14 protein-coding genes are annotated in these 12,494 nt (G+C 51.5%); 1 reads left to right on the forward strand and 13 read right to left on the reverse strand.

Annotated features, from left to right (window positions below; genetic code table 11):
• Positions 1-40: 40 nt before the first annotated feature.
• The 6 genes from AC4GL5_RS00455 to AC4GL5_RS00480 form a co-directional block, all read right to left on the reverse strand.
• Entirely contained in the window at positions 41-529 is a 489-nt protein-coding gene (locus AC4GL5_RS00455; protein ID WP_490380816.1) for a DUF411 domain-containing protein, read from the reverse strand.
• A gap of 87 nt (positions 530-616) precedes the next feature.
• On the reverse strand, positions 617-1,462 hold the full coding sequence (locus AC4GL5_RS00460; protein ID WP_490380817.1) for a DUF2971 domain-containing protein: 846 nt from the start codon (positions 1,460-1,462) through the stop codon (positions 617-619).
• A 103-nt stretch (positions 1,463-1,565) separates the two neighbouring features.
• Entirely contained in the window at positions 1,566-2,960 is a 1,395-nt protein-coding gene (locus AC4GL5_RS00465) for a TRAP transporter large permease (protein WP_490380818.1), read from the reverse strand.
• The gene (locus AC4GL5_RS00470) at positions 2,960-3,517 is read right to left on the reverse strand and encodes a TRAP transporter small permease subunit (RefSeq protein ID WP_490380819.1); all 558 of its coding nucleotides are present in this window, start codon (positions 3,515-3,517) and stop codon (positions 2,960-2,962) included. Before AC4GL5_RS00470 ends, AC4GL5_RS00465 begins: the two co-directional genes overlap by 1 nt.
• 261 nt (positions 3,518-3,778) lie before the next feature.
• Complete coding sequence (locus AC4GL5_RS00475) at positions 3,779-4,411, reverse strand: thiol:disulfide interchange protein DsbA/DsbL (protein ID WP_490380820.1); 633 nt, start codon at positions 4,409-4,411, stop codon at positions 3,779-3,781.
• A gap of 200 nt (positions 4,412-4,611) precedes the next feature.
• Positions 4,612-5,214 (reverse strand): c-type cytochrome, encoded by a 603-nt coding sequence (locus AC4GL5_RS00480; protein ID WP_490380821.1) that lies wholly within the window; start codon positions 5,212-5,214, stop codon positions 4,612-4,614.
• Positions 5,215-5,618: 404 nt separating this feature from the next.
• Here AC4GL5_RS00480 and yihA point away from each other — a divergent pair, with 404 nt between their 5' ends.
• Positions 5,619-6,206, forward strand: a complete 588-nt coding sequence (gene yihA, locus AC4GL5_RS00485) for a ribosome biogenesis GTP-binding protein YihA/YsxC (protein ID WP_490380984.1) — start codon at positions 5,619-5,621, stop codon at positions 6,204-6,206.
• 45 nt (positions 6,207-6,251) lie between these two features.
• On the opposite strand, the gene AC4GL5_RS00490 is transcribed toward yihA, so the two are convergent.
• The 7 genes from AC4GL5_RS00490 to argH form a co-directional block, all read right to left on the reverse strand.
• Complete coding sequence (locus AC4GL5_RS00490; RefSeq protein WP_490380822.1) at positions 6,252-6,965, reverse strand: HAD family hydrolase; 714 nt, start codon at positions 6,963-6,965, stop codon at positions 6,252-6,254.
• A gap of 8 nt (positions 6,966-6,973) precedes the next feature.
• Complete coding sequence (gene xerC / locus AC4GL5_RS00495) at positions 6,974-7,933, reverse strand: tyrosine recombinase XerC (RefSeq protein WP_490380823.1); 960 nt, start codon at positions 7,931-7,933, stop codon at positions 6,974-6,976.
• Between the two features lie 23 nt (positions 7,934-7,956).
• Positions 7,957-8,655, reverse strand: a complete 699-nt coding sequence (locus AC4GL5_RS00500; RefSeq protein ID WP_490380824.1) for a DUF484 family protein — start codon at positions 8,653-8,655, stop codon at positions 7,957-7,959.
• Positions 8,652-9,482, reverse strand: coding sequence for a diaminopimelate epimerase (gene dapF / locus AC4GL5_RS00505; RefSeq protein WP_490380825.1), 831 nt, complete (start codon positions 9,480-9,482; stop codon positions 8,652-8,654). The genes AC4GL5_RS00500 and dapF overlap by 4 nt, the downstream gene beginning before the upstream one ends.
• A gap of 79 nt (positions 9,483-9,561) precedes the next feature.
• The gene (gene lysA, locus AC4GL5_RS00510) at positions 9,562-10,815 is read right to left on the reverse strand and encodes a diaminopimelate decarboxylase (RefSeq protein WP_490380826.1); all 1,254 of its coding nucleotides are present in this window, start codon (positions 10,813-10,815) and stop codon (positions 9,562-9,564) included.
• Between the two features lie 90 nt (positions 10,816-10,905).
• Positions 10,906-11,028 carry an LPS translocon maturation chaperone LptM gene (gene lptM / locus AC4GL5_RS00515; RefSeq protein WP_490380827.1) on the reverse strand — a complete coding sequence of 41 codons (123 nt, stop codon included), beginning with the start codon at positions 11,026-11,028 and terminating at the stop codon, positions 10,906-10,908.
• A gap of 1 nt (position 11,029) precedes the next feature.
• Positions 11,030-12,460, reverse strand: a complete 1,431-nt coding sequence (gene argH / locus AC4GL5_RS00520; RefSeq protein ID WP_490380828.1) for an argininosuccinate lyase — start codon at positions 12,458-12,460, stop codon at positions 11,030-11,032.
• Between the last annotated feature and the right edge of the window lie 34 nt (positions 12,461-12,494).

A 12,494-nucleotide genomic window follows, 5' to 3' on the forward strand; every position in this document is an offset into this window, starting at 1 on the left:
CTCGGGCTCCTTTTTTTATATCTGATGGCCAGACCAGATCTTAATAATCTTCATACCGGTTATAGGTACTCACCTTGCCGCTTTTATCCATGGCATAAACCGAGAAGTTATCTTTACGGGCACCCTCAAAATCCATGCCCGGGCCACCGGATGGCATACCCGGAACCGTCAGCAGGTGAATATTATTCTGTGATGCCAGCAAAGTCTTAATATCCTGCGCAGGCACATGGCCTTCAATGACCTTGCCGTTCACCACAGCGGTATGGCAGGACGCTCCCTGCTGAGGGACACCGTATTGCTGCTTGATCGGGTTCACATCATTCATCTTGATCGATTCAACCTGAAAGTTATGATCTTCCAGATGATCAATCCAGCCCTTACAACAGCCACAGCTTGGACTGTGATAGACCTTAATGTTGTAAACCTGATCGGTTTTCCCTTCCAGCCAGACCGGATCTGCAGCTTGCACCGCGGCCACAGGCAGTGCCATCAGGGCACCGGTTGTCAGAGTCAGAAGCAGTTTTTTCATCCGGTTATCTCCAGAGCCATCAACAGATTATTTCAGATACGTTATCAGACCCTGAAACAGATGTATTGATCCCGTCGATGCAACAGCTTAATCGCCGGATGAGATGCGGATTTTCTCCCACAGCCTACCACTGATAGGGTGTGTGCATTTCTCCATTCTATAAACTGGCACTTTGAGCTCCTCTCCCACCTGCCGCAGTTTATCCAAATGCTCCTCCGACATTTTCAAGCCACCTATCAGAGAATTGATACGCAGACCTTCCGGCATATCTATTTTTTGAGCTTTTTTGGTGAAATGAATCAAACGAAATTCCTGTTCATAAGCCCAATCAATTGTCTTTGTTGCCAGCAGCTTTTTGATTGCCTGATGGGGCGCGAACAACGCTTCAGAAAGGCACACCTCCGGTAACAAGCTGCTATAAGTCACATCGTACATTGCAAGCTCATGCCTATTGGTGAGTGAAAAGCTCATTTTGCTCATGTCATATTCAATACAAAAACCACTATGTCCCGATGCATAGTGTGCCCAGCTTAATGGAATCTCATAACTACTTGAGAAACACTGGACTCCAAAAGTTTTCAAATGCTTTTCTATATGACTAATAATCCCCCCCTGCGTAGCCAACAAATCATCATTAAGCCAGAGATTAAGCTCCTCAAGCATATTCTCATTGAATAGCCAGTGAGCTTTTTCAGGTTGGTAGTTTTTAAACAGCTCCTTCAACGCAGCTTTCAGCTCATCCTTTTCAAAACTACTGCGATAGGACAGATCTCGGATAATTAACTGAATATCAAACGGATCATTAAACTTTCCGGGGTCTGATATATACAGTTTGCCATCACGCAGAGACTCAATTCGGCACTGTGAATCATCGCTAACAATAGGTTCAAAGCGATAAATCGGAACCCCTGTTATTTCCCTTGAATGTTCCATTTGCTATTTCCTTATTATTCAATCTAGGGCAACCAAGCATCCTAATAAAAACCCCGGTTACTTCTCAGTAGCCGGGGTTTAGATGGAGCAGATGCTTTTGCGGTTACTCGCCGTAAACAACTGTTGGTAACCAGGTGGCCAGTTCCGGCCAGATAGTGAGGGCCAGCAGCATAGAGACCTGAATCAGAATAAACGGAATCACGCCTTTATAGATGGCAGAGGTCGGTACCGATGCCGGTGCGACCCCCCTGAGATAGAAGAGGGCAAAGCCAAATGGTGGCGTCAGGAAGGAGGTCTGCAGGTTGATCGCCATCATGATACCCAGCCAGATCGGATCTAAGCCCATCATCATCAGTACCGGTGCAACAATCGGCACGACAACAAAGGTGATCTCAATAAAGTCGAGGATAAAACCCAACAGGAACATAACAGCCATAACAATGATCATGGCCCCGACGACACCACCCGGCATCTGTTCAAACCAGTGATGGATCAGCTCTTCACCGCCAAAACCACGGAACACCAGCGAGAAAATCGACGCGCCGATCAGAATCAGAAACACCATTGCAGTGACGTTGGTGGTAGAACGCACCACTTCACCCAGCATTTTCAGATTCAGCTGTTTCTGCATTGCGGCAAGAATAGCCGCACCAAAAGCACCCACACCCGCTGCTTCCGTTGGTGTCGCCGCACCGGTCAGAATAGAACCCAATACCGCAACAATCAGAATAACTGGTGGTACCAGCCCTTTCAGCAGGATTACTGCTAAAGGCTCCTGTACATGACGGTCCGCCTGAATCTGATCACGGCTTACCGCAGGCGCGGCTTCCGGCTTCAGCCAGGCAACCACCACCATATAAAGGATATAGGCAGCAACCAGCAGCAGCCCAGGAATCATGGCACCAACAAAGAGATCACCAACCGAAACAGTTTTCGGGCTGAATACGCCCATATTCAACTGCGCCTGCTGGTATGCACTGGACAGTACATCACCCAGCAGAACCAGCGCGATAGAAGGAGGAATAATCTGACCCAAAGTTCCGGTGGCACAGATCGCACCCGTTGCCAGCGATGGTGAATAACCCCGCTTCAGCATCGTCGGCAGAGAGATAAGCCCCATGGTCACCACGGTAGCCCCCACAATACCGGTACTGGCGGCCAGCAACATACCAACGACAACCACGGAAATACCCAGACCACCACGCATAGAGCCAAACAGCAGCGCCATTGCATCCAGCAGGGTTTCAGCAACTTTGGATTTCTCTAACAGCACCCCCATCAGAACAAAGAGCGGCACGGCAATCAGCGTCTGATTGGTCATAATACCGTACAGTCGGTTTGGGAAAGCCTGCAGGAAGGCCATATCAAACACACCAAAAACCATACCGCCACCGGCAAATACCAGCGCTGTACCAGCCAATGACAAGGCAACCGGATAGCCAAACATCAGCACCACGCAAACCGCGGCAAACAGAAACAGAGGCAGGAACTCAACCACTAGACTTTCTCCTCATTGACGTGATGTTCAATCTGCGGACCTTTGCCCAACAGAACCAGAAGGTTACGCAGAGCCTCGGCAAGCGCCTGTAGCAACATCAGACCAACCATTGCCAGAATCAGGGTCTTCAGCAGATAAACGCCGTGGATACCACCGGCTTCCGGCGAACCTTCCATCACGTGCCAGGAATTCATCACATACTGCCAGCTGATCCAACCCATAAAGACCATCACGGGAATCAGCAAAAAGATAGAACCGAAAAAATCCACCATTGCTTTACGCTCCGGAGTCATCTCACGGTAAAAGATATCCACACGGACATGACCGTCGTGCTTCAGTGTATAACCGGCAGCAAGCATAAAAACAGCCGCATGCAGGTACATCACTGACTCCTGCATCGCAATCGATCCGGTATTAAAAAGATAACGCAGTACAACAACCGCAAACATAACGATCATCATGGCAAGGGTTAGCCAGGAGATAGATCGTCCGACAAGCTCAGTCAAGGCGTCAATTTTGTTGACGGCCTGACCCAGAGCTCCAGAACCATTTGTCATGGTTGACCTCTTTTTTTAATTAGTTGTTAGCCAATAATTCTTATTAACGACATCCGTTTTAACGGTTTTTCCAAGAAGAAAAACTACGAATTCGTATGCTGCAAGACTAATTGCTTAATTTGCAGAGTAGCCTTTTAATCATACTCTGTACCCTTTGCCTGCGAAAAGTTTTCCTTAAAGGCTTTTTGGTGCTGACAACCTCTCTTTCAGGCACAAAAAAACCGGCCAAGCTGGCCGGTTTCATTATTATCTGCTGGAAAATCAACTCTGACGCTCTTTTTCGATCAAAAACTCTGTGATCTTCAGCATATTAGTCCAGCTACCTGCTGTACTGGTATCAATACGATATTTTCCGTTTACCACAATCGCCGGAACACCCAGTGCCTGATAGCCACGAATGCGAGCACCAGCCTGATTCACCTTGGACTTCACACCAAAAGATTTCAGTGCACGCTCCGCTTCTTTCTCACTCACGCCATATTCAGCGAAGAACTCCGCCAGATCTGAAGTACTGGTCAGGCGCTGGCCCTGGCGATGCACACGGTTAAAGAAGTCTTTGTGCAATTTTTCACCAATGCCCAATGCTTCAGCCGCATAGAAAGCATTGGCATGGATTTTCCACACTTTGCTGAAAGTTGCCGGAACACGCTCGAAATTAACATCCTCAGGTAGCGTCTCAATCCAAGGCTCAATATATGGCTCAAATTCGAAGCAGTGCGGGCAGCCATACCAGAAGAGCTCGGCAACTTCGATCTTACCCGGCTCAGAAACCGCAACCGGTGTAGCCAACTTGATGTAGTGAACACCCTCTTTGAACGTCTCTGCCTGAGCCGTCAGGGAAACAGCCGCAAACAGAAAAAGTGCGCTGAACTGCTGAATCAGTTTTTTTACCATTGTTTATAATCCTTTAGGGCCAGAGCGACATTGCGCCCGGGAATTTAACCGATGAGGCCTACAGAAGCAGTCTCGGTATTGCGTTATGACGTTAACTTACTATACGTCGCAAGACGTATAAAGTTCCCCAAGACATCAATAAGCCACGATGAACAGACACAAAAAAAGGGCCTTGCGGCCCCTTTTTCAACTACAAATGTTTAGTTAAGACCAAACACATAGTTTGAAACGGCTTCGATGTCTTTATCGCTCATTTTTGCAGCGATAGCACGCATCATGTTGTTCGGATCATTTGCACGGTCACCCGCACGGAACTTGTTCAGAGCCGCAGTCGTGTATGCAGGGTTCTGGCCGCTCAGTACAGGATATTTCGCCTGTGCGTTACCCATTCCGTTTGGAGAATGGCACGCGGTACAAGCCGGGATGCCTTTCGCCATGTCACCAGCGCGGTACAGTTCCTGACCACGAGCCAGAAGGGCAGGATCAGCCTGTCCAAGATTTTTAGGCTTAGCCGAGAAGTAAGCTGCAACGTTCTGAGCATCCTGATCACTGAAACCAGTAACCATACCGGTCATCTCAGGAACCTTGCGAACACCATCACGGATTTCCATAATCTGCTTCGCTAGGTAGCTTTCATGCTGACCCGCCAGACTAGGGTAGTTAGGGATCATCGCGATACCCTGAACACCATGACAACCCGCACAAACGGCTGCTTTTGCTTCTCCTGCTTTTGCATCACCAGCGGCGTGCGCAAAGCTTACCAGGCCAAGAGTAACTGCCAGACTTACCAGTAATTTCTTCATTGCTAATCCAATCTTGCTAATTTTAAGGTGATTACTGTTATTTTCCTGAGGCTTACCAGAGTCTGCTTCTTTGAGCAGCTAAGATCTCTGATAGGCCGAAACCTTGGGAGGCTCCTGCCGGAAAGCCCTGGCAGTGCCAGATCAATTTATCCGCCCCGTGTTTACTTAACAACAAGACGTTTCTATTCGTGCCAAATCAACCTGAATGGTACACTACCATCTAAAAAGTGGTGGCATTATATACTAATCCGTAGGGAAACGTGAACGCCCCATATAACCTGTCTTTTGCCCCATTAGTTGAATACACCATGACTGAAGTTTCAAGCCAAGACCAAAACAACGAACAGAACCAAAACACCACTGATAATCGCGCGCCAAAACTGAACTATCAGTCAGCGAGCTATATGATCAGCTCCCCGACGCTGGCTCAGTGTCCTCCGGACTTTGGTGCCGAAGTTGCCTTCGCCGGTCGCTCTAATGCTGGCAAGTCCAGTTCGATCAATACCCTGACACAGAACTCCCGCTTGGCACGCACCTCTAAAACACCGGGGCGCACGCAGCTTATCAACTTTTTTGGTCTGCACAACGGCACAGATCAAAAACTGGTGGATCTGCCGGGTTATGGCTATGCCAAAGTACCGGAGAAGGTCAAACTGGAGTGGCAACGCCACCTGTCCCAGTACCTGCTGAATCGTCAGGTGCTCCGCGGTATCGTGCTGGTGATGGATATCCGCCACCCGCTGACCGAATTTGACCAGATGATGCTGGAGTGGGCAGACCAGGTGAACAAACCCGTTCATATCCTGCTGACCAAGGCTGATAAGCTCAAGAAGGGTGCCGCCAAAAAAGCGCTGCTGGAAGTGAAACAAGCCCTGCATGAGTGGGAAGATCTGGTCAGCGTGCAGCAATTCTCCGCACTCAAAAAAGATGGCGTGCCACAACTACGCCAAAAGCTGGACGAGTGGCTTCAGCTGGAGCTGCCTGAAGCTTAAAAGCAGCGCATCAGATTGATAAAAACCAGAGCCCGGCTCTGGTTTTTATTTTTCGGCATATGACTTATCGAGTTGCGTCACGGCCTGATGCAGCTGACTCAGGCAATCGATACGGGCGTCATAAAACGCAGGGCTTTTGGTTGAAGGTTTCACCTGCACCCAGAGCGTTCTCATCCCCATCCGATACGCCCCTTCAATATCATGCTCAGGATTATCCCCGACAAACAGGATCTCCTGCGGCGCGCACTTCAGATGATCCAGCACAGCCTGAAAGGCTTCCGGGTCCGGTTTTGCAACTGAAAGCCCCTCAGCACTAAAGGCAAAGTCGAACCACTCTCCCAGCGGCGTCTGAAAGACATCGGCATTACCGTTACTCAATGCGCCCACAATATACGTCCGTTTCAGGCCTTCTACTGCCTCAAAGGCATAGGGGAAAGGCTCAACCTTATTGCGGTATTGCCAGAAAACCGCAAATGCCTGCTCCGCAAGCGCTGCCGCCTCATCATCGGAATAACCCGACAACCGCAGGCACTCATCCATCGCCCGCATACGGGAGCGGGTGACAAAGTGAGTCAGCTCGGAATGGCGGCGGGCAAGGCTCATGCGATAACCCCGTAACTCACGCTCGGTAAAACGGGCGGTCAGCTTCGGCGCATGCTGATTCAGCCAGTGATAATGGGCGCGCTCCGCCTGCACAATCACGGGATTCACATCCCAGAGGGTATCGTCCAGATCAAAAACGACCGCTTTAATACTCATGTTTCTGCTTAACCCTCGTTATCCTGTTTCTTTTTACGCTGCGCTCTGGGGTGCGCTTTATCGTAAACCTGTGCCAGATGCTGATAATCCAACCGGGTATAGATCTGGGTACTGCTGATATCCGCATGTCCGAGCAACTCCTGCACCCCCCGCAGGTCACCGCTGGATTCCAGCAGATGACTGGCATAAGAGTGTCGCAGCCGGTGGGGATGCAGCCGGTCAGCAATCCCCGCATCCTGTCCGGCTTTTGCAACCCGCTGCTGAACCGTTGTCGGCGAGATCCGGTTCCCCCGCTGACTGATAAACAGCGCCTCTTGCTGTTCATTTTTCAGCCACTGCCCGCGAACCGACAGCCACGCTTTTACCGCATCTGACGCCTTACGCCCTAACGGGGATAAGCGCTCTTTACGGCCTTTACCCATCACCCGGATCTGTTGCTGGGGGAAATCCACCGCACTCAGATCCAGCGAGACCAGCTCAGCCAAACGCAACCCGCAGCCATAGAGCAGCTCGAGCATGGCGCGGTCTCTGATCGAAATAACAGAACCCTCCGCCGATTCACCTTTGGGGTCAGCAGAAGGCTTGTCCAGCAGCCCCTGCAGCTGATCAATATCCACAGGTTTAGGCAGCAGCTGGCCGGCTTTCGGCGCACGCAGACCATCAGCGGGATTCGTTGTCAGGATCTTTTGTTGCATCAGGAAGTTCAGAAACCCCTTAATGCTGGAAAGGTGTCGCTGAAGGGAGCGGGGCGTTAAACCCTGTTGGTGGCGATGGGCGAGATAATGCCGAATCTGCTTACGGCTCAGGAGGCACCAGTCATGCTGAAAACCCTGCAGCTGCAGGTAAGACAGAAACTGCTCCAGATCCCGCCGGTAATTACTCAGGGTATGAGGTGAGCCCTGCTGTTGGGCAAGGCTTACCAGAAATTGCTCAAGATACGGATCAGACAATGGGGCAGGATGATCCATCAGAGCACCTTAACCGCAGAGATCTAGCTCAGATGATGCAGCAGACGGGCAACCACATCAGCCACATATGCGGCAAACTCAGTGCCCATTTCTGACCGGAAATAGTCCGGGTTTTCACTACCCAGTAACAGATAGCCTTTTACATCATCCTGATTGAGCGGAATCACCGCCGCTGAACCATCGGCGACCATGCCCAGCTCAAACAACTGCTCCAGCTGTTCTGCAGAAACCTGCCCACAGAAGGTGCGGTTACTCTGCAGCAGCGCCTGAATCAGAGCCGTCAGGCTGTTATCCGCCTGAGTCACCAGCTGCGAGGTATTGATGGTGTCATCACTGTTCGAGTCGGTCAGAACCAGTCGGCTATGACCGGTGCCAAAACTGTTGCGCAACTGCTCGGACAGGGTCGAAGCCAGATCATTCAGATCATCCGCCTCCAGCAGCGCCAGAATTAACCGGCGCACGCGGGACAGCTGCATATCGTTGTGACGCGCGGTATCCAGCAGGTCTTCCAGATGATCTTCACGATCAGCCAGGCGCTCCCGCATAAGAATCATCTGACGCTCTAACAGAGAAACCGCCGAACCACTAGCGTGGGGCAGGCTTAATTCCAGCAGCAGATCTTCATGCTGCTGGAAAAATTCCGGATTCTCTTTCAGGTAATCAGCAACCGCCTGAGCATCGATCACGCTTTTTGAGTCTGAACCGCTCTTGGAGAATGTCATAGGTAGATCTGTCCTTCAAAAACCCGTGCCGCAGGGCCCGTCATCATGACGGGTTGACCTTCACCGGACCAACGGATTTTCAGTGTACCACCAGGAAGATGTACTTCTACCACTTCATTTAGTAACCCTTGTAACCGTCCTGCAACAACAGCGGCACAAGCCCCTGTTCCACAAGCCAGGGTTTCACCAGCTCCGCGCTCGTAAACCCGCAGACGAACTTCGTCCCGGCTCACAATCTGCATAAAGCCCACATTCACCCGATTCGGGAAACGCTCGTGGCTTTCAATCAGCGGGCCAAGGCGTTCTACCGGCGCGGTATCCACATCATCCACCACCAGTACGCCATGGGGATTGCCCATAGAAACCGCACCGACGGTATAGGACTGACCATCAACTTCCAGCTCATACTTTTCCTGCTGAGCATCAGCAACAAAAGGAATCGCATCCGGTACCAGTCGCGGCTCACCCATATCCACGGTCACGCCGCCATCATCGGTCAGGTTCAGCTGAATATTGCCACCGGAGGTTTCTACATTAATGGTCTTTTTGCTGGTCAGGCGCTTGTCGTAAACAAAGCGGGCAAAACAGCGCGCGCCGTTACCACACTGCTCAACTTCGCTGCCATCGGCATTAAAGATACGGTATTTGAAGTCCATATCCGGGTCGGTCGGCGGCTCCACAATCAACAACTGGTCAAAGCCGATACCAAAGTTACGATCCGCCAGCTGCCGTACCTGATCCGGAAAAATTTTCGCCCGCTGCGAGACCAGATCAACCACCATAAAGTCGTTGCCCAGTCCATGCATTTTGGTAAATTTTAAAAGCATTTTGCTTGATCTCCTGCGGAGCCAGCCCAAAATCGGCTCACTCCACTGTTCAATCGTTTTTGCAAACCGATCGGGTTACTCAGGCCGGAAGAACATTTTCACCGGCAATTTGCTGTTCAAAGGTTTCGCGACGACGCACCAGGAAGCTCTGATCACCATCTACCATCACTTCAGCAGCACGATTACGACTGTTGTAGTTGGAAGACATCGCAAAACCATAAGCACCGGCTGAGCGCACGGCCAGCAGGTCACCCTGTTCCAGCGCCAGCTCACGATCTTTACCGATAAAGTCGCCGGTTTCGCAGATCGGGCCAACCAGATCATAATTTGATGTTTTCGCATCTGCCGCCGGTTGTACCACCGGAATAATCTTCTGCCAGGCGCTGTACAGTGACGGGCGCAGCAGATCGTTCATGGCCGCATCAACAATGGCAAAGTCTTTAGCTTCTGTTGGTTTCAGGTATTCCACGCGGGTGACCAGAATACCAGCGTTAGCAGCGATGGAACGACCCGGTTCCATAATCAGGGTCAGGTCGCTGTCACCCAGACGCTCCAGTACCTTGGTGGCGTAATCCCGTGGCTCCGGTGGCGTTTCATCGTCATAACGAACGCCCAGACCACCACCCAGATCCAGGTGTTTAATGTTGATGCCTTTCTCACCCAGTCTAGCAATCAGGTTCAGCAGACGGTCCAGTGCATCCAGGAAAGGGGAGCTTTGAGTCAGCTGAGAACCGATATGACAATCGACGCCTTCCACTTTCAGGTTCGGCAGGCTGGCGGCTTTCAGGTAAACCTCTTCCGCACGGTCAATAGAGATACCAAACTTGTTCTCTTTAAGACCGGTGGAGATATACGGGTGCGTCTTGGCGTCAACATCCGGGTTCACACGCAGAGAAACGCTGGCCTGCAGCCCCATGGACTCAGCAACATCATTCAGACGATCCAGCTCAGCTTCAGACTCTACGTTGAAGCACTTAATACCCACCTGCAGCGCGCGACGCATTTCATGCGCCTGCTTGCCCACACCGGAGAAGATTACTTTTGCCGGATCACCACCAGCGGTCAGGACACGCTCCAGCTCACCCACAGAAACGATATCGAAACCGGCACCCAGACGCGCCAGTACATTCAGTACCGCCAGATTGGAGTTGGCTTTTACGGCGTAACAGATCAGGTGCGGCTGGTTCGCCAGCGCCTCATCATAGGCGCGGTAATGGCGCTCAAGCGTCGCGCGGGAATAGACATAAAGCGGCGTACCGTATTGCTCAGCCAGCTGGTTTACCGCGACATCTTCTGCAAACAGGGTATCGCCCTGATAGTTAAAAAAATCCATAACTGTCTCACCGAAGTGGGTATCTGCCCGCAGCAAATACCAAAAATTTGAAGTGAGCAGGATGACAACGCATCCTGCACAACATAAGCCTTATTGTGCCTGTGTATTCGTAGCCGCCGGCTCGTCCGGCAGATAGAGCGGGCCTTTCTGACCACAGCCCGCCAGCGCTAATGTCACAAGACACAGGCTCACAATCGCTTTAAGACGACGCATATCAGCTGCGTGCCGCCAGTGCTTCGCGACCGCGCTTAACGGCTGCACGAACCTGATCCGGAGCGGTGCCACCGATATGGTCACGGGCACTGACCGAGCCTTCCAGTGTCAGCACTTCAAACACATCTTCAGTGATGGTATCGGAGAACTGCTGCAGCTCTTCCAGAGTCATCTCACCCAGATCTTTACCGGTTTCGATGCCGTAGGCTACAGACTTACCCACGATCTCGTGAGAGTCACGGAACGCGATGCCCTTACGAACCAGATAATCCGCCAGATCGGTTGCGGTAGAGAAGCCGCGCAGTGCCGCTTCACGCATCTCGTCTTTACGGGATTCAATCGCCGGAATCATATCGGCGAACGCACGCAGAGAACCCTGCAGGGTATCGACCACATCAAAGATCGGCTCTTTGTCTTCCTGATTGTCTTTGTTGTACGCCAGCGGCTGAGACTTCATCAGCGTCAGCAGCGAGAACAGGTGACCAAAGACGCGACCACTCTTACCACGCACCAGCTCCGGCACGTCCGGGTTTTTCTTCTGCGGCATGATTGAAGAACCGGTGCAAAAACGATCCGGCAGGTTGATAAAGTTGAACTGCGCCGACGTCCACAGCACCAGCTCTTCCGACATACGGGACAGGTGCATCATGATCAGGCTCGCCGCCGAGGAGAACTCAATGGCAAAGTCACGATCGGATACGGAATCCAGCGAGTTCTCTGTCGGGCGGTCAAAGCCCAGCAGTTCAGAGGTCATGTGACGATCAATCGGGTAGGTCGTACCCGCCAGCGCTGCAGCGCCCAATGGCAGAATATTGATACGCTTGCGGCAATCCTGCAGACGCTCGTAGTCACGGTGCAGCATCTCAAACCATGCCATCAGGTGATGACCAAAGGTCACCGGCTGCGCAGTCTGCAGATGGGTAAAGCCCGGCATAATGGTGTCAGCTTCTTTTTCAGCCAGACCCAGCAGACCTTCCTGCAGGCGGTTCAGCTCAGCGCTAATCACGTCGATCTCATCACGCAGGTAGAGACGAATATCCGTCGCAACCTGATCGTTACGGGAGCGACCTGTATGCAGTTTCTTACCGGTAATACCGATCTTTTGCGTTAAGCGCGCTTCGATGTTCATGTGAACATCTTCCAGTTCCACAGACCACTGGAACTCACCGTTTGCGATCTCTTCACGGATCTCGGTCAGCCCCTGAATAATCTGGTCGCGTTCTTCTTCAGTCAGCACGCCAACCTTGGTCAGCATTTTCGCGTGGGCGATAGAACCCTGAATATCCTGATTCGCCATACGCTGATCAAAATCAACCGACGCGGTAAAACGCGCAACAAACGCATCCGTCGGCTCATTGAAGCGGCCGCCCCATTGCTGGTTAGTGGCCTGTGCCGATGAATTCTGTGCACTGTTCTCTTGCTTAACGCTCATTTCAATTCCTCATGCCGGAGACTCTGCCTGTAAT

The organism is Oceanospirillum sp. (genome assembly GCF_982874595.1).

Bases quoted from the DNA above. Each gene is read 5' to 3' on its own strand.
- AC4GL5_RS00455 (WP_490380816.1), bottom strand. From the start codon at position 529: ATGAAAAAACTGCTTCTGACTCTGACAACCGGTGCCCTGATGGCACTG.
- AC4GL5_RS00460 (WP_490380817.1), bottom strand. From the start codon at position 1,462: ATGGAACATTCAAGGGAAATAACAGGGGTTCCGATTTATCGCTTTGAA.
- AC4GL5_RS00470 (WP_490380819.1), bottom strand. From the start codon at position 3,517: ATGACAAATGGTTCTGGAGCTCTGGGTCAGGCCGTCAACAAAATTGAC.
- AC4GL5_RS00475 (WP_490380820.1), bottom strand. From the start codon at position 4,411: ATGGTAAAAAAACTGATTCAGCAGTTCAGCGCACTTTTTCTGTTTGCG.
- AC4GL5_RS00480 (WP_490380821.1), bottom strand. From the start codon at position 5,214: ATGAAGAAATTACTGGTAAGTCTGGCAGTTACTCTTGGCCTGGTAAGC.
- yihA (WP_490380984.1), top strand. From the start codon at position 5,619: ATGATCAGCTCCCCGACGCTGGCTCAGTGTCCTCCGGACTTTGGTGCC.
- AC4GL5_RS00490 (WP_490380822.1), bottom strand. From the start codon at position 6,965: ATGAGTATTAAAGCGGTCGTTTTTGATCTGGACGATACCCTCTGGGAT.
- xerC (WP_490380823.1), bottom strand. From the start codon at position 7,933: ATGGATCATCCTGCCCCATTGTCTGATCCGTATCTTGAGCAATTTCTG.
- AC4GL5_RS00500 (WP_490380824.1), bottom strand. From the start codon at position 8,655: ATGACATTCTCCAAGAGCGGTTCAGACTCAAAAAGCGTGATCGATGCT.
- dapF (WP_490380825.1), bottom strand. From the start codon at position 9,482: ATGCTTTTAAAATTTACCAAAATGCATGGACTGGGCAACGACTTTATG.
- lysA (WP_490380826.1), bottom strand. From the start codon at position 10,815: ATGGATTTTTTTAACTATCAGGGCGATACCCTGTTTGCAGAAGATGTC.
- lptM (WP_490380827.1), bottom strand. From the start codon at position 11,028: ATGCGTCGTCTTAAAGCGATTGTGAGCCTGTGTCTTGTGACATTAGCG.
- argH (WP_490380828.1), bottom strand. From the start codon at position 12,460: ATGAGCGTTAAGCAAGAGAACAGTGCACAGAATTCATCGGCACAGGCC.